The organism is Peribacillus asahii (assembly GCF_004006295.1).
Taxonomy (GTDB): Bacteria; Bacillota; Bacilli; order Bacillales; family DSM-1321; genus Peribacillus; species Peribacillus asahii_A.
This window is the reverse complement of the sequence record NZ_CP026095.1, coordinates 4,793,844-4,817,372: the sequence shown is the minus strand read 5'-3', so window position 1 is coordinate 4,817,372 and position 23,529 is coordinate 4,793,844. Positions and strand designations below refer to the sequence as shown.

The 23,529-nt window shown below is 37.0% G+C and carries 25 protein-coding genes and 4 tRNA genes; 27 read left to right on the top strand and 2 right to left on the bottom strand.

The genetic code is table 11. From position 1 onward, the window contains the following. The first annotated feature begins 43 nt into the window (after positions 1–43). Genes BAOM_RS23800 through BAOM_RS23790 form a run of 3 tightly spaced genes read left to right on the top strand, consistent with a single transcriptional unit; the run spans position 44 to position 2,386 of the window. A complete protein-coding gene (locus BAOM_RS23800) occupies positions 44–805 on the top strand; it encodes a ParA family protein (protein ID WP_127762382.1) in 762 nt (253 codons plus the stop codon). Next, the gene (locus tag BAOM_RS23795; RefSeq protein ID WP_127762381.1) at positions 798–1,661 is read left to right on the top strand and encodes a ParB/RepB/Spo0J family partition protein; all 864 of its coding nucleotides are present in this window, start codon (positions 798–800) and stop codon (positions 1,659–1,661) included. The genes BAOM_RS23800 and BAOM_RS23795 overlap by 8 nt, the downstream gene beginning before the upstream one ends. Positions 1,662–1,681: 20 nt before the next feature. Next, positions 1,682–2,386 carry a DUF554 domain-containing protein gene (locus BAOM_RS23790; protein WP_127762380.1) on the top strand — a complete coding sequence of 235 codons (705 nt, stop codon included), beginning with the start codon at positions 1,682–1,684 and terminating at the stop codon, positions 2,384–2,386. A 152-nt stretch (positions 2,387–2,538) separates the two neighbouring features. On the opposite strand, the gene yyaC is transcribed toward BAOM_RS23790, so the two are convergent. Then, positions 2,539–3,168 carry a spore protease YyaC gene (gene yyaC, locus BAOM_RS23785; protein WP_127762379.1) on the bottom strand — a complete coding sequence of 210 codons (630 nt, stop codon included), beginning with the start codon at positions 3,166–3,168 and terminating at the stop codon, positions 2,539–2,541. A 278-nt stretch (positions 3,169–3,446) separates the two neighbouring features. Here yyaC and BAOM_RS23780 point away from each other — a divergent pair, with 278 nt between their 5' ends. The 24 genes from BAOM_RS23780 (at position 3,447) to rlmH (ending at position 23,041) form a co-directional block, all read left to right on the top strand. Continuing rightward, the gene (locus BAOM_RS23780; protein WP_127762378.1) at positions 3,447–4,301 is read left to right on the top strand and encodes a mechanosensitive ion channel family protein; all 855 of its coding nucleotides are present in this window, start codon (positions 3,447–3,449) and stop codon (positions 4,299–4,301) included. A gap of 2 nt (positions 4,302–4,303) precedes the next feature. Next, on the top strand, positions 4,304–4,501 hold the full coding sequence (locus BAOM_RS23775) for a DUF951 domain-containing protein (RefSeq protein ID WP_119118368.1): 198 nt from the start codon (positions 4,304–4,306) through the stop codon (positions 4,499–4,501). Positions 4,502–4,617: 116 nt separating this feature from the next. Next, entirely contained in the window at positions 4,618–5,718 is a 1,101-nt protein-coding gene (gene ychF / locus BAOM_RS23770; protein WP_127762377.1) for a redox-regulated ATPase YchF, read from the top strand. A gap of 224 nt (positions 5,719–5,942) precedes the next feature. Then, positions 5,943–6,230, top strand: a complete 288-nt coding sequence (rpsF, locus tag BAOM_RS23765) for a 30S ribosomal protein S6 (protein WP_119118357.1) — start codon at positions 5,943–5,945, stop codon at positions 6,228–6,230. A gap of 71 nt (positions 6,231–6,301) precedes the next feature. Next, positions 6,302–6,826 (top strand): single-stranded DNA-binding protein, encoded by a 525-nt coding sequence (gene ssb / locus BAOM_RS23760; RefSeq protein WP_127762376.1) that lies wholly within the window; start codon positions 6,302–6,304, stop codon positions 6,824–6,826. A gap of 39 nt (positions 6,827–6,865) precedes the next feature. Next, the gene (gene rpsR, locus BAOM_RS23755) at positions 6,866–7,105 is read left to right on the top strand and encodes a 30S ribosomal protein S18 (RefSeq protein WP_119118359.1); all 240 of its coding nucleotides are present in this window, start codon (positions 6,866–6,868) and stop codon (positions 7,103–7,105) included. Between the two features lie 166 nt (positions 7,106–7,271). Further along, positions 7,272–7,364 carry a YjcZ family sporulation protein gene (locus BAOM_RS23750; protein WP_127762375.1) on the top strand — a complete coding sequence of 31 codons (93 nt, stop codon included), beginning with the start codon at positions 7,272–7,274 and terminating at the stop codon, positions 7,362–7,364. Positions 7,365–7,591: 227 nt separating this feature from the next. Further along, positions 7,592–8,533 carry a YybS family protein gene (locus BAOM_RS23745; RefSeq protein WP_127762374.1) on the top strand — a complete coding sequence of 314 codons (942 nt, stop codon included), beginning with the start codon at positions 7,592–7,594 and terminating at the stop codon, positions 8,531–8,533. Between the two features lie 35 nt (positions 8,534–8,568). Beyond that, entirely contained in the window at positions 8,569–10,539 is a 1,971-nt protein-coding gene (locus tag BAOM_RS23740) for a DHH family phosphoesterase (RefSeq protein WP_127762373.1), read from the top strand. After that, positions 10,536–10,985: a 50S ribosomal protein L9 gene (gene rplI / locus BAOM_RS23735; RefSeq protein ID WP_127762372.1), complete on the top strand. Its 450-nt coding sequence runs from the start codon at positions 10,536–10,538 to the stop codon at positions 10,983–10,985. The genes BAOM_RS23740 and rplI overlap by 4 nt, the downstream gene beginning before the upstream one ends. Positions 10,986–11,345: 360 nt before the next feature. Further along, positions 11,346–12,710 (top strand): replicative DNA helicase, encoded by a 1,365-nt coding sequence (dnaB, locus tag BAOM_RS23730; protein ID WP_127762371.1) that lies wholly within the window; start codon positions 11,346–11,348, stop codon positions 12,708–12,710. 244 nt (positions 12,711–12,954) lie between these two features. Beyond that, positions 12,955–14,241, top strand: coding sequence for an adenylosuccinate synthase (locus tag BAOM_RS23725; protein WP_127762370.1), 1,287 nt, complete (start codon positions 12,955–12,957; stop codon positions 14,239–14,241). Between the two features lie 183 nt (positions 14,242–14,424). Next, positions 14,425–14,500, top strand: a tRNA-Lys gene (locus BAOM_RS23720). A gap of 13 nt (positions 14,501–14,513) precedes the next feature. After that, positions 14,514–14,588, top strand: a tRNA-Glu gene (locus tag BAOM_RS23715). Between the two features lie 20 nt (positions 14,589–14,608). Continuing rightward, positions 14,609–14,685, top strand: a tRNA-Asp gene (locus BAOM_RS23710). Positions 14,686–14,819: 134 nt separating this feature from the next. Beyond that, positions 14,820–14,892 (top strand) — tRNA-Phe (locus tag BAOM_RS23705). A 385-nt stretch (positions 14,893–15,277) separates the two neighbouring features. Continuing rightward, a complete protein-coding gene (gene yycF / locus BAOM_RS23700) occupies positions 15,278–15,985 on the top strand; it encodes a response regulator YycF (RefSeq protein ID WP_127762369.1) in 708 nt (235 codons plus the stop codon). 6 nt (positions 15,986–15,991) lie between these two features. Next, positions 15,992–17,824 (top strand): cell wall metabolism sensor histidine kinase WalK, encoded by a 1,833-nt coding sequence (gene walK / locus BAOM_RS23695; protein ID WP_127762368.1) that lies wholly within the window; start codon positions 15,992–15,994, stop codon positions 17,822–17,824. Next, the gene (locus BAOM_RS23690) at positions 17,821–19,143 is read left to right on the top strand and encodes a YycH family regulatory protein (protein ID WP_164853324.1); all 1,323 of its coding nucleotides are present in this window, start codon (positions 17,821–17,823) and stop codon (positions 19,141–19,143) included. The genes walK and BAOM_RS23690 overlap by 4 nt, the downstream gene beginning before the upstream one ends. Further along, positions 19,130–19,924, top strand: a complete 795-nt coding sequence (locus BAOM_RS23685) for a two-component system regulatory protein YycI (RefSeq protein ID WP_127762366.1) — start codon at positions 19,130–19,132, stop codon at positions 19,922–19,924. The genes BAOM_RS23690 and BAOM_RS23685 overlap by 14 nt, the downstream gene beginning before the upstream one ends. A gap of 8 nt (positions 19,925–19,932) precedes the next feature. Continuing rightward, entirely contained in the window at positions 19,933–20,727 is a 795-nt protein-coding gene (locus BAOM_RS23680) for an MBL fold metallo-hydrolase (protein ID WP_127762365.1), read from the top strand. 163 nt (positions 20,728–20,890) lie between these two features. Then, positions 20,891–22,123 (top strand): S1C family serine protease, encoded by a 1,233-nt coding sequence (locus BAOM_RS23675; RefSeq protein ID WP_127762364.1) that lies wholly within the window; start codon positions 20,891–20,893, stop codon positions 22,121–22,123. A 183-nt stretch (positions 22,124–22,306) separates the two neighbouring features. Next, positions 22,307–22,468 carry a CxxH/CxxC protein gene (locus BAOM_RS23670; protein WP_127762363.1) on the top strand — a complete coding sequence of 54 codons (162 nt, stop codon included), beginning with the start codon at positions 22,307–22,309 and terminating at the stop codon, positions 22,466–22,468. A gap of 93 nt (positions 22,469–22,561) precedes the next feature. Beyond that, on the top strand, positions 22,562–23,041 hold the full coding sequence (rlmH, locus tag BAOM_RS23665; RefSeq protein ID WP_119119023.1) for a 23S rRNA (pseudouridine(1915)-N(3))-methyltransferase RlmH: 480 nt from the start codon (positions 22,562–22,564) through the stop codon (positions 23,039–23,041). A gap of 153 nt (positions 23,042–23,194) precedes the next feature. On the opposite strand, the gene BAOM_RS23660 is transcribed toward rlmH, so the two are convergent. Then, positions 23,195–23,515 (bottom strand): heme oxygenase, encoded by a 321-nt coding sequence (locus BAOM_RS23660; RefSeq protein WP_127762362.1) that lies wholly within the window; start codon positions 23,513–23,515, stop codon positions 23,195–23,197. Positions 23,516–23,529 lie beyond the last annotated feature (14 nt).

Genomic DNA, 23,529 nt, shown 5'->3' with positions numbered 1-23,529 from the left:
AGATAGAGAGATAGATAGATTTGTGTCGAAAGTAGGTGACTTTGTGGGTAGGATTCTTGCCATTGCGAATCAAAAAGGCGGTGTCGGAAAAACGACAACAACCGTTAACCTTAGTGCTTGTTTAGCCTATATAGGAAAAAAAGTGCTGCTTGTAGATATTGATCCGCAAGGAAATTCAACAAGTGGTGCAGGGATTGATAAATCGGATGTGGAACAATGTATTTACGATGTATTAGTGGATGATGTGGAAGCAAGTGCTGTCATTAAAGAAACGAAGATTGAAAATCTAGATGTCATTCCAGCATCGATTCAGTTAGCAGGAGCTGAAATTGAACTTGTGCCAACCATTTCAAGGGAAATTCGTTTAAAGCGGGCTTTAGAAGAGGTTGTTCATCAATATGATTATATTTTGATTGATTGTCCGCCATCATTAAGCTTGCTTACGTTAAATGCACTTACTGCTGCGGATGCTGTCTTAATTCCTGTACAATGTGAATACTACGCCTTAGAAGGTCTAAGTCAGCTGCTTAACACGGTTCGAATTGTGCAAAAGCATTTAAATCAGGATTTGAGAATTGAAGGTGTTTTACTCACTATGTTTGATGCTAGAACAAATTTAGGTATTCAAGTCATTGATGAGGTAAAGAAATATTTCCAAGATAAAGTCTATCGTACGATTATTCCACGGAATGTTCGTTTAAGTGAGGCGCCAAGCCACGGAGAACCGATTATTATATATGACCCAAAGTCAAAAGGGGCGGAGGTTTATCTAGAATTGGCAAAGGAAGTGGTAGTAAATGGCTAGAGGACTTGGCAAAGGGATTAATGCATTGTTTAATAATGTTGAAAAGGTTGAAGTCGAAAAAGATGAAATCATTAAAGAAGTGAAGTTACAAGAATTAAGACCGAACCCTTACCAGCCAAGAAAAATATTCGATGGAGAGGCAATTGAAGAACTAAAGCAATCTATTCTTGTACATGGTATTTTGCAGCCCATCATTGCCCGAAAAAGTATTAAAGGCTATGAGATTGTTGTCGGTGAAAGGCGATACCGTGCAGCAACGGAGGCCGGTTTAAAAACTGTACCTGTTGTGGTGAGGGAATTTAGCGAGCAGCAAATGATGGAGCTTGCTATTTTAGAAAATTTGCAAAGAGAAGATTTAAATCCAATTGAAGAAGCATTTGCTTATCAACTATTACTAGAGCGATTAAATATCACTCAAGATGAACTGGCAAAGCGTCTTGGGAAAAGTCGTCCCCATATTACCAATCATGTTCGACTACTAACATTGCCGGAAGAAATTCGAAATTATATTTCAGAAGGCAAGATTTCAATGGGACATGGACGAGCCTTGCTTTCTTTAAAGAAAAAAGAGAAATTAAATATAGTTGTTTCAAAGGTGATGCAAGAAAAGATGAATGTTCGTCAACTAGAACGATACATTCAGCAATTAAATGAGGGCGTTTCACGTGAAACAAAGAAGAAAGAGCAAACGAAAAAGGATATTTTTATCAAAGAGTATGAAACGAATCTTCGTGAGAAATTAGGGACAACCGTGACAATTAAGCAAAGTAAGAAAAAAGGAAAAATTGAAATTGAGTTTTTCTCTCAAGAAGATTTAACTCGTATATTAGAATTAATTAATCAAGAGAATGGATAATAACAACTGGCGGAGAGATTATGGTCTTATTAGGAACATTAGTGAATGCAGCATGTATTGCTATTGGAGCAATTGTTGGTAGGTTTCTACAAAATATCCCTGAAAAAGTGAAAGAAACCGTGATGAGTGGGATTGGTTTAGCGGTCGCTGTTATGGGATTACAAATGACCTTTAAAAGTGAACAATATTTAATTGTTATTTTAAGTATTGTAATCGGAGCGGTCATTGGAGAATGGATTGATATAGAGAAGCATTTAAATGCGTTAGGAAAATGGATTGAAAGTAAAATGAAACAAACAGAGGGAACGTCTATTTCACAAGGGTTTGTGACAGCAACGCTCATCTTTTGTATTGGAGCCATGTCTATTTTAGGCGCCTTAGATAGTGGAATTCGGAATGATCATACAGTGTTAATTACAAAGGCCATTATTGATGGCTTTACAGCGATTATTCTTTCGAGTACATTAGGGATCGGCGTTTTGTTTTCAGTCATCCCTATTATTTTGTATGAGGGGGTTATTGCCCTTTTAGCAACACAAATTGATCGGTGGATTCCATCTGGGTTGATGGACATGTTTATTGCTGAAATGACAGCTACAGGCGGATTAATGATTGCTGTTATTGGACTGAATATTATGGGATTAACCAAAATTAGAGCCGCTAACCTGTTACCTGGAATGCTAGTCGTTGGTATATTTGTATCGTTTGTTTATTTATTTTTATAATATGAAAAAGGTTCTGTAAAAAAATGTATCAATCAACAATATTCATTAATGATAGCCATGAAAAAAAGGAAAGACGGGGACTTCCCACGCCTTCCCTTTTTGGAATCATTGAATGTGTTACGTGAGTGGGTAAAACTGCTCACGTTTTTCGTTTATAACGTTTTTTCTTGATTGATGGACCAAGGAAGTGGTTGAAAATTATGTTTGAGGTTGAATTGAAGATGGGTGGAGTGAATGCCATCTGCAATTGTTTTAGCCATATTTAGTACAAGGTTTAAGCGGGTATTTTGTAAAACCATGAACTCCATAAACCCACTAACATTTACGATTCCTGTAATATGGGCATGACCGACAGATGGTAGCTCCTTATTAACTCCAGCCCCTGGTTTAACAGGCCCCTCTCCAATTTGGACGATGCCAACACTTCTTACTTTACCGAGACAAGCGTCAATTCCAATAATAAATGGATTAGTATGCAACTTCTCAATTTCCGCTAACTTTTCCTCTAAATTCATGGCATGAATGGGTTCTGCTAACGTACCGTATACATAGAAGGAAGAGGTAGACGTCTTTTTTTCTTTTAAAAGTGTGCCAACTAGTGGGCCAAGAGAATCACCTGTTGAACGATCTGTACCGATGCATACAAAGACAATGGGTTGGAGTTTTTCTTTAGGAAGAAGATTTAGTAATTCTTTTGATATTTTGTATGATGCATCTGAGTCCTCGTGTAGAATGCGGCTCAGTCTATTGTCATGATTAAATATACTAGAATTTATCGTCATAGGCCCCACTCCTTTCTAAAATGATTAGTAATCAGTATACGGTAGAAAATGGAAAATTATACGTACAAGTAGTTAAAATGAGGGATGTTAAGTAGAAGTGTATGTTCTTTATTAAGAATATCCTATAATATATATTAAAGAAAATCCTGATATATTCCTGCGTGCTTATAAAAAAATATCGTTTTACTATGTTATTGTGTATAGCTTTTTGTAGAAAAAGAGTTTATTGATGATAAAATAATATAGATCGTTTTATTGAAAGAGATAGGTGGGAATGTATGGATTATTCAGTGCGTATGTATAATCAATTTATGGATAAAATTTCAAACGAGGCGACATGGATAGCCCTAACAGACACGATTATTAAAATTATCCTTGTATTGGTGTTATCAAAGGTCATAATTACAGTGGCAAAAAAGACACTTCGTAATATTTTTCTTGTTCGAGCAAAAAGTCCACTTCGGACAAATGAACGAAGAGAAACGACGTTATTAAAATTACTAGAAAATATTATTACATACATAATTTATTTTATATCTGCCATTATGATTCTAGAGTACTGTGGATTTGCTGTAAAAGGATTGCTTGCCGGAGCGGGGATTGTTGGACTTGCTGTTGGTTTTGGGGCGCAAAGCTTGGTCAAAGATGTAATTTCCGGTTTTTTTGTTATTTTTGAAGATCAATTTTCCGTAGGAGATTATATTAAAATTAATACGTTTGAAGGTGAAGTCCTTGAAATCGGACTGCGAACGACAAAGTTGAAAAGTAAGACAGGAGAGTTACATCTTATTCCGAATGGAAGTATCCTTCAAGTGACGAACTACTCGATTTTAAATAGCGTGTCTATTGTAGATATGACTATCGTGAATGATGATCGGCTTGAATTAGCTGAGAAGCTTATATATGAGAAATTAAGTCAGTTAGAAAGAAAAGCAGATGAAATTGTGAAAGTACTGGAGCTTGAAGAAAGTGAAATACTTGAATCGGGTGAAATTGTTCTTAGAATTACTACGGAAACGAAACCAACCAAGCAAGATGAAGTAAGTCGTTTGATTAGGAAAGAATTAAGGCCTGTTTTAGATGAGTTTGGCATAAAATCGACGTTAAATAGTGGCGAGGAAGGATCGGTGTGAGCATGGAAGAGAAAGAATTTGCACTATATGATGTTGTAGAAATGAAAAAGCCACACCCTTGCGGTGTGAATAAGTGGAAGATTATCCGTTTAGGAATGGACATTCGTATAAAGTGTGAGGGATGCGGCCATAGTGTAATGCTGCCAAGACGAGAGTTTGTTAAAAAAATGAAAAAAGTTTTATTGAAGCATGAGGAATAATCATGCTTTTTTTATGGAGATAGTGTAGTCTACCCTAGGAATAGGGTTGTCTTTTTATAATGTGAAATCTATAATTGGGAAAGGTTTAAGTTCGTAATTTAGAGGAGTGAAGATAAATGGCTTTAACAGCTGGTATCGTTGGTTTGCCGAACGTAGGTAAATCGACATTGTTTAATGCAATTACACAAGCAGGTGCAGAATCTGCTAACTATCCTTTTTGTACAATCGACCCAAATGTCGGTATTGTAGAAGTACCTGATCATCGTTTACAAAAACTAACGGAACTTGTACAACCAAAGAAAGTTGTACCAACTGCTTTTGAATTCACGGATATTGCTGGGATTGTAAAAGGAGCAAGTAAAGGGGAAGGACTAGGAAATAAATTCCTTTCGCATATTCGTCAAGTGGATGCGATTTGTCAGGTTGTTCGTTGTTTTGCAGACGAAAATATTACACACGTATCAGGTAAGGTTGATCCAATTGATGATATTCAAGTTATTAATCTTGAGTTAATTCTTGCTGACTTGGAATCTGTTGATAAACGAATTGAGCGAGTAGCAAAAATGGCAAAGCAAAAAGATAAAGATGCTATGTTCGAGCATGAAATTCTTGTTGCTCTAAAAGAAGCGCTAGAGGCAGAAAAGCCAGCTCGTACGGTCGAGTTTACAGAAGAGCAATCAAAAGTGGTTAAAGGAATGCACTTATTAACAATCAAACCAATGCTATATGTGGCAAACGTAAGTGAAGATGAAATTGCTGATCCGTCTGAAAACGAATATGTACAGCAAGTTCGCGAATATGCAGCTAATGAAGGTGCAGAAGTAATTGTAGTTTGTGCAAAAATTGAAGAAGAGATTTCAGAGCTTGATGGGGAAGAGAAAGCGATGTTCTTATCTGAGCTAGGCATTGAAGAGTCTGGTTTAGATCAATTAATTCGTGCTTCCTACCATTTGCTTGGTCTTGCAACATACTTCACAGCTGGTGTACAAGAGGTTCGTGCATGGACATTCCGTAAAGGCATGAAGGCTCCACAATGTGCTGGTATTATTCATACAGATTTTGAACGTGGATTTATCCGTGCAGAAACGGTTGCTTACGAAGACTTGTTAGCAGCGGGCAGTCACAATGCGGCAAAAGAAGCAGGAAAAGTTCGCTTAGAGGGTAAAGATTATGTTGTTCAAGACGGCGATGTCATCCATTTCCGTTTTAACGTTTAATAACTAGATAAAAATGGATTTCCTTTTTGGGGAATCCATTTTTGATTCTTGTATTAATATGAATGTAGAGGTAAAAACATAGTATCGATTCGTCTAGTTTGAGCACTTTCACTTTTGTTCGTTGCAAAGCCTGAAAAAACATGCTATAATCTTATCTTGTGAGTAATTATAAATAATTGCTCCTTGCCCAATTGGGCCGCTTAGACCAAAAGGAGGTGACAGTGATGAGAAAATACGAAATTATGTACATCATCCGTCCAAACATTGAGGAAGAGGCTAAAAAAGCTTTAGTTGAACGTTTCAACACAATCCTTACTGACAATGGAGCGGAAACAGTAGAAGCTAAAGAATGGGGTAAACGTCGTCTTGCTTACGAAATCAATGATTTCCGTGACGGTTACTACGTACTTGTTAAAACTGATTCTAATGCAGCTGCGATTCAAGAATTTGATCGTCTTGCAAAAATCAGCGAAGACATCATTCGCCACATGGCAACAAAAGTTGAAGCTTAATTTAACATTTAATATAAATTCCACAATATGTTTCACGTGAGGCATATTCGGTAATGTAGGGGTTGATTCTGATGATGAATCGCGTAGTTTTAGTAGGTCGCTTAACGAAAGATCCTGATTTGCGATATACACCAAATGGAGTACCTGTAGCTACCTTTACTTTAGCTGTTAATCGAACGTTTTCGAACCAGCAAGGTGATCGTGATGCGGATTTCATTAATTGTGTAGTTTGGCGTAAACCTGCAGAAAATGTAGCAAACTATTTGAAAAAAGGTAGTTTAGCTGGCGTGGATGGACGTATCCAAACACGTAATTATGAGGGACAAGACGGCAAACGCGTATATGTAACAGAGATTGTAGCTGATAGCGTTCAATTCCTTGAACCACGAAGCAGTTCAGCGGGTGGAAGAAATGAAGGCGGTTCTTACGGATCTCAAAGAAGTTATAACGATAACAACTATGATAATCCGTTTGGAGGAAATTCAAATCCAAATCAGAATCAACGCAACAATGATAACTTCACTCGTGTAGATGATGATCCATTCGCAAATGACGGTAAAACAATCGATATTTCCGATGATGATCTTCCATTCTAATACATTTGAAGATACTAAAATTTGAGGAGGGAAATGAACATGGCAGGTGGACGTAGAGGTGGACGTGCTAAACGTCGTAAAGTTTGTTATTTCACAGCAAACGGAATCACTAACATTGACTACAAAGATGTAGATTTACTTAAAAAATTCGTTTCAGAACGTGGTAAAATTTTACCACGTCGTGTAACAGGTACAAGCGCTAAATACCAACGTAAATTAACGATTGCTATTAAACGCGCACGTACTATGGCATTATTACCATATGTATCTGGTGAATAATTCAAATAAAAAGGCACATTGGGAGTTTTCCTAATGTGCCTTTTTTTATAAGCTAAGATTTGTTAAATCATATTGTGTACATGCAGGTGTGATATTTATCTAGGTAAAGCATAACATGATACAACCTATAGTAAATACCTCCTTAAAAACAAGGAGATGATTTACTATGCCAAATGGTAATAGCTTTGGAGTTGGCGGAGGTTTTGCATGTGTAGCTGTTTTATTTATCCTCCTAATCATCGTTGGAGCTAATTTTTGAGGAGGATATGGTGCTTCCTAATCAAATCATCAATTTGAATACAATCAAATTATGCGGTTCTCTTTTTAGAATGTTTTATCGCTTAAGCCCTCTTATCAATAAAATTATGGAATCAAGTTATGGTTTAAAAAAGGGGAATATAAGCGATGTTTGAAATTCTATAGTAGAAACAGCTACAATAAAAGCGGTACATAAGAAAATATGTTTGATGGAGAGGATGTGAAGGATTGAATAAAGGAAAGAAAATTGCTGAAGGCGGTATGCTTTTAGCTCTGTACAGTATTTTATTATTTATAACGATACATATCCCGTTCCTAGGAATGATTACTTTTTTCTTGTTACCCATCCCTTTTGTATTAGTAATGATTAAAGAAAGCATTTCTTGGTCAATCGGATTTTTAGCTGTGGCCTCTGTACTGGGGATCATTATTGGAACTATTTTATCCTTGCCTACCGTTTTGTTAACGGGAGTAATGGGAATCGTTATCGGATATCATGTAAAACATAATAAATCAACGATTCAGATGTTTATTAGTTCAGTTCTTGCTTTTACAGCCGGGAGTTTACTCATCCTTATTGCCACGAATATCATATTAGACATGAATGTAGTAGATGAAACGTTAACGATGGTTGAGGAATCGATGGAAACATCCTTTGATATGATGGATATGCTTGGGCAAAATGTAACAGATGATATGAAGCAGCAAATGCGTGATTCGATTGAGATGATTCCAATGATGATTCCAAGTATGCTAGTTATTTCTGCCATGGTAATGGCGTATATATTCATTCTAGCTTCTCAACCGTTTATCAAGCGATTTAGTGACAAAGTGGTGAAATGGCCGCTTTTTCGTGAACTTCGTCTGCCCAAAAGTATTTTATGGTATTATTTAATTATACTTGTAGCTACTTTTTTCATGAATACGGATGATCATAGCTATGTGAATATGGCGATATTAAATTTGATGTTTATTTTGCAATTATTTATCCTTTTACAAGGCTTTTCACTTATTTTTTATATAAGTTACGTGAAAGGTTGGGGAAAATTTGTACCTATTTTAATTACCGTTGTATCGTTACTAAATCCGATTTTCCTTACTATCGTCCGGATATTAGGTATAATAGATTTAGGATTTCCATTTCGTGAGGCAATTACGAAGTCGAAGTAGCCTTAGTAAACCAGATGCTTTTAGGAGCTGAAATTATGCCATCTTTTTTTAAGGAGCGTTCGATACGATCTCCATTGTATGGGCTGTTTATTGTCGCTGTTTTATGTATAGGTATGTTTGCGTATTATAATTGGATAATCGCAGCTATTGGAGTAGTTGTCGTATCAGGCTTATTTTATTTGACGATAAAAAAAATGATTCTGCATCAACGTCGAACAGAAGAGTATATTACAACCTTATCTTACCGATTAAAGAAAGTCGGTGAGGAAGCCTTATTAGAAATGCCGATTGGGATTATGTTAATTAATGAAGATTATTATATCGAATGGACAAATCCATTTTTAGCGTCTTGCTTTGCCGAGGATTCGCTCGCAGGAAGGTCGCTGTATGATGTCGCAGAGTCTCTTGTCCCGCTTGTAAAGCAAGAAATTGAGATGGACATAGTGACATTAAACGAGCGTAAATTTAAAGTCATTCATAAACGAGATGAACGATTACTGTATTTCTTCGATGTGACAGAGCAAGTAGAAATAGAAAAAACGTATGAAGATGAAAGAACGGTTATTGCAACGATTTATTTAGATAACTATGATGAGTTAACACAGGGCATGGACGACCAACGTAAAAGCAGCTTGAATAGTTTAGTTACTTCTTTGCTTGATAAGTGGGCAAAAGAAAATGGCGTGTTTTTGAAACGAACATCATCTGAGCGTTTTATAACGGTCTTTAATGAAAATATTCTTCATCAGTTAGAAAAAGGAAAGTTTACAATATTAGATGAGATTCGCGAAACGACAGCGAAGCAAAATGTTCCGCTAACTTTAAGTATTGGTGTTGGTTCTGGAGTTTCATCTTTACCTGAGCTAGGGGCCCTTGCTCAATCAAGCTTAGATTTGGCATTAAGCCGTGGTGGAGACCAAGTTGCAATTAAGCAGTCAAATGGAAAAGTAAAATTCTTTGGCGGTAAAACAAACCCGATGGAGAAGCGCACAAGAGTGCGGGCTCGCGTTATTTCTCACGCTTTAAAGGACATGGTACTTGAAAGTGATAAAGTGATTGTTATGGGCCATAAAAATCCCGATATGGATGCAATTGGATCAGCGATTGGGATTTTAAAAGTAGCTCAAATGAATGAGCGCGATGGATATATTGTCATTGATCGACAACAGCTCGATAATAGTGTTCGTCGTTTAATGGCTGAAATTGAAAATAAGCCGGAATTATATACACGCTTTATTTCACCAGATGAAGTATTAGAGATGGTTACGGATGAAACATTGCTTGTTGTAGTGGATACACATAAGCCATCGATGGTGATGGATGAGCGCGTGTTAAACCGCATCGATAAAGTAGTTGTGATTGATCATCATCGTCGTGGCGAAGAGTTCATTAATCATTCTTTACTTGTTTATATGGAGCCTTATGCATCTTCTACAGCCGAGCTTGTGACCGAATTACTTGAATATCAACCAAAACGAAGTAAAATTGATATGCTGGAGTCAACAGCGCTGCTTGCTGGAATCATTGTGGATACGAAAAGCTTTACACTTCGCACAGGCTCACGTACGTTTGATGCTGCGTCTTATTTGCGGGCACGTGGAGCGGATACTGTTCTTGTGCAAAAGTTTTTAAAGGAAGATGTTGATACGTATATTGAACGAGCAAAGTTGATTAAGGAGGTTTCCTTTTATAAGCAAGGGATTGCGATTGCCACCTCTAAAGACAATGCCATTCATAATCAAGTATTAATTGCGCAAGCAGCCGATACACTTCTCTCAATGGATGGAGTATTAGCATCATTTGTGATAGCAAAACGTTCTGAAGACACAGTTGGGATCAGCGCCCGCTCACTTGGTGATATTAACGTTCAAGTGATTATGGAAATGTTGAATGGAGGCGGCCATCTTACGAATGCAGCAGCTCAGCAAATTGGCTCTGTTGAAGAAGTAGAAAAAAGATTGCTTGAAGCCATTGATGAATACTTAGAAGGAGGACAAAAAGAATGAAAGTTATTTTTCTAAAAGATGTAAAAGGTAAAGGGAAAAAAGGAGAAGTGAAAAACGTAGCGGACGGCTATGCACATAACTTCTTATTAAAGCAAGGATTAGCAGTAGAAGCGAATAATGCAAATATCAAAACATTAGAGGCACAACAAAATAAAGAGCAAGTGCTGGCTGCAGAAGAGTTACAACAAGCAAAAGAGTTAAAAGAAACGTTAGAGAAATTAACAGTTGAGCTTTCTGCAAAGGCAGGAGAAGGCGGTCGATTATTTGGATCGATTACAACGAAACAAATTGCTGATGAACTTCAAAAGAAACATGGTATTAAAATCGACAAACGTAAAATGGATTTAGCAGATGGCATTCGTTCTTTAGGACATACGAAATTCCCAGTAAAACTTCATCATGAAGTAACAGCTACACTAACTGTTCATGTAAAAGAAATTAAGTAAATCTAGTGTAATTTTAAGTAGTAGAAAATTTTACTCCTATCTTATCTGTAGAAAATTGATAAAATAGAGATAGACGAAAAAAATGTGATTGGGCAATACGTCCTTTCACTTTTTTTCTTTTTCTATGAATAGTAGATAAAATTGTTATCGTGCCTTACGCTTATTGTTAATAAGGTAAGAGAGTATAAAATTTTCGATATGTTTTGGTGTCTAGCTCCGGGTGCTATCGGTTCTATGGTCTAGACGAGCACTTCAGAAGGCAAAGAACGCCCTTAGCGCTTGTCATTATGCTTATTGCCGATAACGAACGGGCGCCTTGGGCTTTTCTTAATAACCTCTGAGAATAGGAGGCTCTTAAATATGAATGAACAATTTCAAGATCGTATCCCGCCGCAAAATATAGAAGCAGAGCAGGCAGTGTTAGGTGCGATTTTTCTAGAACCTTCGTCGTTGACAGTTACGTCTGAGGTATTAATTCCGGAAGATTTCTATCGTAGCGCACATCAGAAAATCTTTAATGTAATGCTTAAGTTGAATGATGAAGGAATGGCTGTTGACTTAATTACTGTAACAGAAGAATTGGCAGCCACTAAAAGTTTAGAAGAAATCGGCGGAGTTACGTATTTAAGTGAACTAGCTGGTTCTGTGCCGACTGCGGCTAATGTCGAGTATTATGCACGTATCGTTGAAGAAAAGTCATTGCTGCGTCGCTTAATTCGAACAGCAACGAATATTGCTCAAGAAGGATATAGTCGTGAGGATGAGGTAGAGGATTTACTTGGTGAAGCTGAAAAGAATATTATGGAAGTCGCCCAGCGTAAAAATAGTGGTTCATTCCAAAATATTAAAGATGTGCTTGTGCGTACCTACGATAATATTGAAGAACTAACAAACCGTAAAGGTGATGTCACAGGGATTCCTACCGGATTTGCTGAATTAGATCGAATGACAGCTGGGTTCCAGCGTAATGATTTAATTATTGTTGCGGCTCGTCCATCTGTTGGTAAAACTGCATTTGCACTAAATATTGCTCAAAACGTTGCAACGAAAACAGATGAAAATGTTGCAATCTTTAGCTTGGAGATGGGAGCAGAGCAGCTTGTTATGCGTATGCTTTGTGCGGAAGGAAACATTAATGCGCAGAACTTAAGAACGGGTGCTTTAACGGATGAGGACTGGCGGAAGCTCACGATGGCAATGGGAAGCTTATCTAATGCAGGTATTTATATTGATGATACACCAGGTGTTCGAATTGGTGAAATTCGTTCCAAATGTCGCCGCTTGAAGCAGGAGAATGGCCTTGGAATGATTTTGATTGATTACTTGCAGTTAATTCAAGGGAATGGCCGCTCAGGTGAAAATCGTCAGCAAGAAGTATCAGAAATTTCACGGTCGCTTAAAGCGTTAGCTCGAGAGCTAGAAGTGCCTGTAATTGCCTTATCACAGCTTTCACGTGGTGTAGAGCAACGTCAAGATAAGCGCCCAATGATGTCGGATATTCGTGAATCAGGAAGTATTGAGCAAGATGCTGATATCGTTGCGTTCTTATATCGAGACGACTACTATGATAAAGAATCCGAGAATAAGAATATTATTGAAATTATTATTGCTAAACAAAGGAATGGTCCAGTAGGTACTGTCTCGCTTGCTTTTGTTAAGGAATATAATAAGTTCGTTAATCTAGAACGTCGTTTTGATGACTCTAATATGCCGCCAGGAGCGTAGAATAATCCTCGCCTCACGTTTAGTGGGCGGGGGTTATTTTATATAGTGAGTAAAAGTTCAAAGGAATCGAAAAAGACGGGCAATGATAGAGGCATTACCCTCTATTAATATAGAAATATACGAACAAATATTTTATAGGATTTTATAATGTTCGGAAGTTTGTTGACTTTCCATTTCTCTTCTTGGTAAAATAGGTTTGTTTGATAAGGAATAGTTAGTGAACCTTTGGAGGTGCTTTAATAAAATGTCATCAGTTGTAGTCGTTGGTACACAATGGGGAGACGAAGGTAAAGGTAAAATTACAGATTTTCTATCCGAAAGCGCGGAAGCCGTTGCACGTTATCAAGGTGGTAATAATGCAGGGCATACGATTAAGTTTAACGGAGTAACATATAAACTTCACTTAATTCCATCAGGGATTTTTAATAGTGATAAAATCTGTGTCATTGGTAATGGGGTTGTAATTGACCCAAAAGCTCTTGTCACAGAGATTGCTTACCTGCATGAGCATGGAATTAGTACAGATAATCTTCGTATTTCTAATCGTGCGCATGTGATTCTTCCATATCATATTAAATTAGATAGAGTAGAGGAAGATCGCAAAGGTGCAAATAAAATTGGAACAACGATAAAAGGGATCGGACCTGCATATATGGATAAAGTCGGACGTGTTGGTATCCGTATGGCAGACCTTCTAGATCGTGAGATTTTTGAAGAAAAATTAACGAAGAATCTTGTTGATAAAAATCTCCTGTTTGAACGTTTTTATGAAACAGAAGGATTTAAAGTTGAAGATATTTTAGATGAATATTATGAGTACGGACAACAAGTTAAACAATATGTTTGTGATACATCTGTTGTTTTAAATGATGTACTTGATGAAGGAAAACGCGTATTATTTGAAGGTGCTCAAGGAATCATGTTAGACATTGACCAAGGTACATACCCATTTGTTACTTCATCTAACCCTGTAGCTGGTGGTGTAACAATTGGTTCTGGTGTTGGTCCAACAAAAATCGACCATGTAGTAGGTGTATGTAAAGCTTATACAAGCCGTGTTGGAGATGGTCCATTCCCAACTGAATTACATGATGAAATTGGCCACCAAATTCGTGAAGTAGGCCGTGAATATGGTACGACAACAGGAAGACCACGACGCGTAGGTTGGTTTGATTCTGTCGTTGTTCGTCATGCTCGTCGTGTAAGCGGTATTACAGATCTTTCTTTAAACTCTATTGATGTATTAACAGGGCTTGAAAAAGTGAAAATCTGTGTTGCTTACAAATATCGTGGCGAAACAATCCAAGAGTATCCTGCAAGCTTAAACGCAATTTCAGAATGCGAACCAGTATATGAAGAGCTTCCAGGCTGGACAGAAGATATTACAGGATGTAGAACACTAGAGGAGCTTCCAGCTAATGCACGTAACTATGTAGAGCGTGTATCTGAATTAGTCGGTGTTCCATTAGCTACTTTCTCTGTAGGTCCTGATCGTACACAAACAAATGTTGTAAATAATCCTTGGAGATAATCATTGCATAGATTGCAAAAGGCTGGATATCCAGCCTTTTGTCATCTAGTAAATAGAGGTTTATGCTGCTTAATAAATAAAAAAATATTTTTATGAAAATTTATATAGAAATAGTATTGCTTTTTTATATAATATCATGATACTATAATAAGCGTCGTCAGAAAAGAAAACAACTTAGAAAATGAGTCATTAGCTCAGTTGGTAGAGCATCTGACTTTTAATCAGAGGGTCGCAGGTTCGAATCCTGCATGACTCACCATTTTTTAAATTAGGGCCCCTTGGTCAAGCGGTTAAGACACCGCCCTTTCACGGCGGTAACACGGGTTCGAATCCCGTAGGGGTCACCATTTTTTAGATTAATCTATTTGGTCCGGTAGTTCAGTTGGTTAGAATGCCTGCCTGTCACGCAGGAGGTCGCGGGTTCGAGTCCCGTCCGGACCGCCATTTTTCATCCTTGTACCTAGGTGCAAGTTTATATAGATGTTAGATTTTTTATACTCAATGAGCTGTATCTTGAAAAGGCTTTAGAGTTGGGAAAAAGATAAGTAGTTTTTATGTTAGAGAGAGTAACTATATACGGCTCAGTAGCTCAGTCGGTAGAGCAAAGGACTGAAAATCCTTGTGTCGGCGGTTCGATTCCGTCCTGAGCCATCTTCAAAAAAACGCCATAATGGCGTTTTTTTGTTTTGATAGAGAATGTAGTTACATGATATTAGCAATCAAGTTAAATCGTTATTACTTACTTGTAATAATTGATACAATTTTATTACAGTATAAAGTTTAATTCTGAAAAAATAGTATTATATGATAGAGTAGTGAAGGGGAGGAATGTTCCCTTTCTAATGGATAATACTAGTGCTTTAAGTAGCTATTGAGGAAGCCTTCGGAATAAATTCGAAGGCCTTTTACGTACAATGAGTGAAAGACTTATTAGGCTTGTAATAATAGGAAAAAGATGATTTAAAGCGTTTTAAATGATACAGTATAATAAAGATATCTATGCTTAATAGGTCCTTTTGGGAGGGTGATTTAAAAAATGGATAAGAGAATTTTGGTCGTGGATGATGAAAAACCAATTGCAGATATATTACAATTTAATTTAAAGAAAGAAGGCTATGATGTTCATTGTGCGTATGATGGCAATGAGGCTCTAAAGATGGTAGAGGAGCTACAGCCCGATTTAATCCTGCTTGATATTATGCTTCCACAACGTGACGGTATGGAGGTTTGTCGTGAAGTTAGAAAAACATCGGAGGTTCCGATTATTATGCTAACGGCTAAGGATTCTGAAATTGATAAAGTGCTTGGACTTGAACTTGGTGCAGATGATTATGTAACAAAGCCATTTAGTACCCGGGAAATAATTGCGCGTGTAAAAGCGAACTTAAGACGTCAGCAAGTCGTGGCAACGCCAGATCCTGAAGAGGAGACAAAAGAAATTACAGTTGGTACATTAGTGATCCATCCGGATGCTTATGTTGTATCAAAACGTGGTGAGATGATTGAATTAACACATCGTGAATTTGAGCTTCTTCATTATTTAGCGAAGCATATTGGACAAGTGATGACACGTGAGCATTTATTGCAAACGGTTTGGGGATACGACTATTTTGGTGATGTCCGTACAGTAGATGTAACAGTCCGACGTCTCCGTGAGAAGATTGAAGACAATCCAAGTCATCCAAGTTGGATTGTAACGAGAAGAGGAGTAGGTTATTACTTGCGCAACCCTGAACAGGAGTAATCATTTATGAAAAAGGTTGGTTTTTTCCGCTCGATACATGTTAAATTGGTTCTAATTTATGTATTGCTCATTTTTGTAGCCATGCAGATTATTGGCGTGTATTTTGTTGGGAAATTAGAAGATAATCTTGTTAGTAATTTTAAAGATTCCATTAAAGGTCATATTAACTTGCTTACTTACAGTATTGGTGAGGAAATGATAAAAGAGCGAGATGAAGATGATCCTACTTTGGAAGAAGCGATTAATACCATTTTGAAAGATAAAGATAACACATCAAAGGATATCTCTGAAGTACGAGTCATAGATATTCGCAGTAGTCGTGTGATTGGGACCTCCGATTCTGGAAACCAGGAAATTATCGGAAGGAAAACAACAGAGATTACAGTGAAGCAAACGCTAGGTATAGGGGAAGATGATGAAGGGATATATCGTGACCCGGAAACAGGAAGACGCGTGTGGGTGCTTTCGACACCAATTGAGGCAAACAGCGAAGTTATTGGTGCTATTTACTTAATTGCAGATATGGAAAATGTTTTTGAACAAATGTCTGAAATTAATAATATATTCATTAAAGGAACCGCTATAGCCTTAGGTATTACTGCTCTCTTAGGAATCTTACTTGCACGAACGATTACAAGGCCGATGGCAGATATGCAAAAGCAGGCTTTAGCAATGTCTAAAGGAAACTTTTCTCGAAAAGTTAAAATATATGGTGATGACGAAATTGGTCAACTAGCAGTGACATTTAATAATTTAACGAAAAAGTTACAAGAGTCGCAGTCGAGTACAGAAGGTGAACGGCGCAAGTTATCGTCTGTTTTGGCAAATATGACAGATGGAGTTATTTCTACGGATCGACGTGGCCGCGTCAATTTAATCAATGAACCAGCTGCAAAGTTGCTAAACGTTACACGTGAAACTGTATTAAATCAACCAATTATCGAATTACTCGGCTTGGAAGAGGAATATACATTTGATGATTTACTTGAACAAAGGGAATCCATCATTCTTGACTATAGTACGAAAAAAGAGGCTTATATTTTACGGGCAAACCTTTCTGTTATCCAAAAGGAAACAGGGTTTGTTAATGGTTTAATTACAGTTTTACATGATATTACGGAGCAGGAAAAAATCGAAGAAGAACGCCGTGAATTTGTGGCGAACGTATCTCACGAGCTGCGTACTCCATTGACGACGATGCGGAGTTATTTAGAAGCACTTGCTGATGGAGCCTGGGAGGATAAAGAACTTGCTCCTTCATTTTTGAATGTTACACAAAATGAAACAGAACGAATGATTCGACTTGTTAATGACTTACTTCAGCTTTCGAAGATGGATAGTAAAGATTATCGATTATCCAAAGGCTGGGTTAATTTTAATAAGTTTTATGATCACATCATTGATCGCTTTGAAATGACCAAGAATGATGATATTACGTTTGTCCGTGATATTCCAAACGAAAATTATTATGTTGATATTGATGAAGATAAAATTACACAAGTACTCTATAATATTATTTCCAATTCGTTAAAGTATTCACCTGAAGGCGGGCAAGTCACCTTCCGTATAGGGACTGTAGAGAGCTTTATTGTCGTTAGCATTAGTGACCAAGGTGTAGGGATTCCGAAAAATGTAATTGATAAAATTTTTGATCGCTTTTATCGAGTGGATAAGGCAAGGTCACGAAACCTTGGTGGTACAGGTCTCGGTTTGGCTATTGCAAAAGAAATGGTAGTAGCCCATGGTGGTAGAATTTGGGCAGAAAGTATGGAAGGCAAAGGGACAACTGTATTTTTTACTCTTCCATATGAGCAAGATGAAGAGGATGAATGGTCATGAATTTAGAGCGTGCAAAAAGTATTGTGCTATTCCTATTGATTGCAATCAGCACCTATTTAACATGGAGCATTTGGACGTACAAACCTGAACTTGAAAAGATTGATCAAGGTCCATTCTTAGTGATTGACCGAGAAGAAAAAACAGCGGGTGATGTCATTGAACCAAGCAACATTCTTATTCATCGGAATAGGCAACATTACCAAACCTCTAGTCCTGTTGATTTAGAAAAGGCATCGGTGCAAATGAATAAGTGGAATTTGTATAATGCTAAAAAGCTTTCTACTCATATGACAAAGAAAGAAATGAATGACTTTATGCATGAGGATGGAACAGTGGAAATTATATTTCCCGATGATGTGCCATTCCAATTGTATAAAAATGTTGTTGGTATGGTGAATAGAGAAGTGCCTACTTTTTCTTTTGATCGAATTTTATATAAGCAAAAAGATATACAGAGTAAGGAAAGTGTCTTATACTTTGTTTCTTCTCAAGAATTAAGTATTTTAGAAGCTTCAATTCAGACGAAAAGGTTGAGTGCCTTCCATACCACCTTTTTTCAAAAAGCGAATACCTATCCAGAATATGTTCCACATGCTGTTAATAATCAGCATGAGGTGTTTGTTTCTAAAGATGAAATATCGCTGCCTCGCTATAAATATTTAATTGATTATTTAAATATTAAAAATTTCAAGAATGCGTTATTTGCTGATCCAGTAAATGTTCGCCATGAAACAGTCGTGAGCGGTGATGAGTATACGGATAGTACGAGGCTGCTCTCGGTCGATAAAACGACCCATATGCTTTCTTATATTAATACGTCTCAAAAAAGTAAGATGTTAAGCAGTTCAAGTGATTTACTTAAAAAAAGTATTGAGTTTGTTAATAATCATGCAGGATGGAAAGAAAGTAATTATCGTTTTGCTTATATGGACGAGAAGGATCAACGTGTAATCTTCCGTTTATATCATGATGGTTATCCTGTATTTAATCATTTAGGGATGTCTGAAATTGAGGAAATTTGGGGGAAGGATGAAATGTATAGTTATCAACGTCCGTATTTCACCTTTCAAACTGCCGATCCTTTTGAACAATCTTTCGTGTCCCTGCCATCTGGAGAAGAAGTATTGGACCAATTGAAGACGATGCGTAACTTTGATTACTTTAATTTAGAAGATATTACGATTGGATACAAACTATCGATGGCGCCTTTAGATGACAATCTTATGTTTCTAGAGCCTACCTGGTATTATCGTTCTGGAGGGGATTGGTTAGCAGTTCCATTCGATGAGGCAGGAGGAGAAATGAATGGATTGGAGTAAGACAAAATCCATCTTTATCATGGTGTTTTTTATATTGAACATTTTTCTACTCTATCAATATTTAGAGAAGAGAGATAATAATCAATATGAATTGATTACGGAAGCATCTATTGATGAAATGTTAAAAGGAGACGAAGTCACATATGATCCGCTTCCGAAGTCAACGATGAAAGAGCAATTTTTAATCGCCCAGAGTAAAGTTTTTACGAAGGATGATACTAAAAAATTATCGAATCAGCAGATAAAAATGAATGATCCAACGAAGCTCGTTGGTATTTTTGATAAACCATTGTCTATTAGTCAGAGCGTTCAATCAGCAGAATTAGAGCAGTTGTTAAAGGATTATATTTGGAATGGCAGTGACTATCAATACTGGAGCTATGATGAACAAAATAGCACCATTGTCTTTTACCAGCACTGGGACAAGAAAATGTTTTTTAATAATAGTAAGGGGAAAGTTACTTTATATTTAAATAAGAATCAGCAAGTGATTTCTTATGAACAAACTTACTTAGAGAAAATTGAAAAGTTTAAGAAGCCGAAAGAGTTAGTATCAGCTATTAAAGCGATTGAAACTCTATATATTAATGGTGATATCCAGCCAAAGAGCCATATTACGAAAGTAGAGCTGGGCTATTATAATTCTTTACAAACAACGTCTGCTACGCACTTGCTTGCTCCAACATGGAGAGTGGTTGTGAATGATAAGTTAGACTTATTTGTTAATGCTTTTGATAAGAGTGTGATTGAGTTAAATACGGAAGAAAAAATATTGGAGTGAGTGTTCATATGGCGATGCATTTTAGTGTACTCGCAAGCGGAAGTACAGGAAATGCTTTTTTTATTGAGACAGACAAGCATGCCTTCCTAGTTGATGCGGGATTGAGCGGTAAAGCAATGGAAGGGTTATTTAGTGAAATTGGACGAGATATGTCTAAGCTGACAGGCATTCTTGTTACCCATGAACATAGTGATCACATTAAAGGGTTAGGGGTAGTTGCTAGAAAATATAAGCTGCCGATTTATGCGAATGCAAAAACGTGGCAGGCGATGGAACGTTCTATTGGTGAAATTTCAACGGAGCAAAAATTCCTGTTTGAAATGGAACAAGTAAAAACATTCGGGGATTTAGATATTGAATCATTTGGTGTATCTCATGATGCAGCGGAACCTATGTTTTATGCGTTTCATCATGAAGGAAAGAAAGTGGTAATTATCACAGATACAGGTTATGTGAGCGACCGCATGAAAGGTATTATTTCAAATGCCGATGCGTATGTATTTGAAAGTAATCATGATGTATCTATGCTTCGAATGGGGAAATATCCATGGAGCATAAAACGGCGTATTTTAAGCGATGTTGGGCATGTATCGAATGAGGATGCAGCCCTTGCGATGTATGATGTAGTTGGTGATAATACAAAAAGGATTTACTTAGCACATTTAAGTTTAGATAATAATATGAAAGATTTAGCACGAATGTCGGTTGAACAAACGTTGAAATCAAAAGGCGTTGTTGTTGGAGAACAATTTTCATTATTTGATACAGATCCAAAAAAACCGACTGAGCTTGTTACGCTATAAAGAATAAATAGGCAGCAACTACATATTAGTTGCTGCCTATTTGTATTGGTTGTATAGGTACTTTTTTTTAGATATTTTCTGCCGAAAGCGTATAATTAAGGATATATTAACCAAACACTAGTAATTGCAATTATTCATTCTAAAAGGAGAGGATGGAGAGGTTTTGGAATCAAATGAACCAAATTATGGGGAACGAACTCAACAGAAAAAGCGTAGTCGCTTTAGCTACTTTTTCTCTGGGTTAATTGGAGCAATTGTGGGTGCTCTAGTCATTTTATTCGTATTTCCGGAAGTAGGAATTCTTGAGGGGAATGAATCAAATAATACTGAGCAGTCCATAGCAGACAATAATCAAAGTGCAGTAACGAAGCAAAAGGTGGCCCTGGATGTAACAACGGCTGTAACGGATGCTGTTGATAAAGCCGGAGATGCTGTTGTTGGAATCACTAATATTCAAAAAACAGATTTTTGGGGAATGGGCGATCCAAATAATGATGGTCAATCAGCTGAGGCAGGGACTGGGTCAGGTGTTGTATATAAAAAAAGCGGAGATAAGGCATTTATCGTGACAAATAACCACGTAATCGAAAATGCTTCAGAGCTTGAAGTGACGTTGAGCGATGGGACGAAATTACCGGCTACATTAATTGGGAGCGATCCTTGGACGGATTTAGCTGTTATTGTTGTTAAAGGTAGTAAAGTAAAAACAATTGCTGAATTTGGGAAATCAGAATTATTAAAGCCAGGGGAGCCGGTCATAGCAATAGGAAATCCGCTCGGTTTACAATTTTCTGGTTCGATTACTCAAGGGATTATTTCAGGTTTAGAACGGACAATTGAAGTGGATATTAATGAAGATGGTCAAGTTGACTGGAATGCAGAAGTTATTCAAACAGATGCGGCAATTAACCCTGGTAACAGCGGAGGGGCATTAATAAATATGGCAGGACAAGTAATCGGAATTAACTCGATGAAAATTGCTGAAAATGCAGTTGAAGGTATAGGGCTTTCTATTCCAATTGATTCTGTCATTCCAATTATTACAGACATTGAAGAATATGGTGAGGTAAAACGACCATACTTAGGTATCAACTTAGCATCAGTTGAAGAGATTTCTCAATATCATCAAGAGAATACGTTGAAGCTGCCGTCTGATGTCAAATCAGGAGTTGCCATTACTGGTGTAGAAGCAGGATCACCTGCTGATAAAGCAGGGGTAAGAGAATTTGATGTAATTGTTGAAATGGATGGAGAATCTATTCAAGATGTTGTAGCATTACGAAAATATTTATATAATGAAAAGCGCATTGGTGAAAAAGTGAAATTGGGCATTTATCGTGACGGTAAAAAACAAACGGCAACAGTCACATTATCAACAGCGGACCAACAAGAATAATAAAAGAGAAGCAGGGAGGACAGTTCTCCCTGCTTTTTTTTGCATAAAAGCTATTGTGATTACTTGCGCTTTTTTAGGAATCTGTTACGATAACTGTGGATAAAAAAGAGGTTGAAATGAAAGGATATAGTTTGTGGATAAATAGTATGAGCAACTTATGCACAAAAAGGAGAGTCGAAACGAATGGTACTGTATTGTTGTCAAGAACATGTTGAAATGGCACTAGATGAAATTGTATATGAGTGTGAAACATACCCTAATTTAACGAGTGTAGCAGAGGAAAAACAATTATCAACAACCTGTGAATATTGTCGAAATAGCGCAATATATATGGTGGCGAACTAATATTCTTATACAAGATGTGGATGAATAATGTGGATATGTGGATAAGTTATGTGGATAACCTGTTCTTAACCTGTTTGTAAAGTGAGGATAAAAATGAATATAACGATTGTTACAGTTGGGAAATTGAAAGAAAAATATTTAAAACAGGGGATTGATGAATATTTAAAACGATTAACGGCCTATGCCAAAGTCGATATTATTGAATTACCGGACGAGAAAGCTCCAGAAACATTAAGCGATGTAGAAATGCTTCAAATTAAAGAGAAAGAAGGGGAACGGATCCTATCTAAGATTAACCCAGATGCACATGTTATTGCACTAGCAATTGAAGGAAAAATGAAAACATCAGAAGAATTAGCAGATACAATTGAAAAGCTTGGTACCTATGGTAAAAGCAAAGTGGCCTTTATTATTGGCGGATCACTCGGATTAAGTGCAGCGGTTATGAAGCGAGCGGATGAAGCACTCTCTTTCTCCAAAATGACATTCCCGCATCAGCTCATGAGATTAATTTTGGTAGAACAAGTATACCGAGCGTTTCGGATTATGAGGGGTGAACCGTATCATAAATAGAGGCGGTCTTTTACATGAATTCCATTGATGGATCGGAAGATTTGTAGAAAGGTATAGGCTAAACAAGATTTATTATTTATGACATACTTGTTTAGCCTACCTATTTTGTCTAGTGTGCCAGAGGAACTGACTATAAGTTACCAAAAAAGGTCATCATGTATTTGATTCTAAAGTCGAAGCAACCTCAGAAATAATGATTTCACTTCCCAAGATAGGTGAATCTTGTCCACCATTAGTTGGGCCTTTATGGGCTTCTTTGAAAGCATCGCTGTTTTGCCATTGGGCAAAGTCTTCCATAGTGTTCCAATACATATTTACATTGAGCTCATCATATTCTGAAAGGTTTTTAGTAATTAATACTTCAACTTTTACAAAACCATCCATTTTCTGTAAGGCACCTGGTCTTGTGAACATTGGAGCCATTTTTTCAGCAAAACCTAATTTCGTTTTAATTCTGTTTGTTACAATAATCATTGATTATTCCCCCT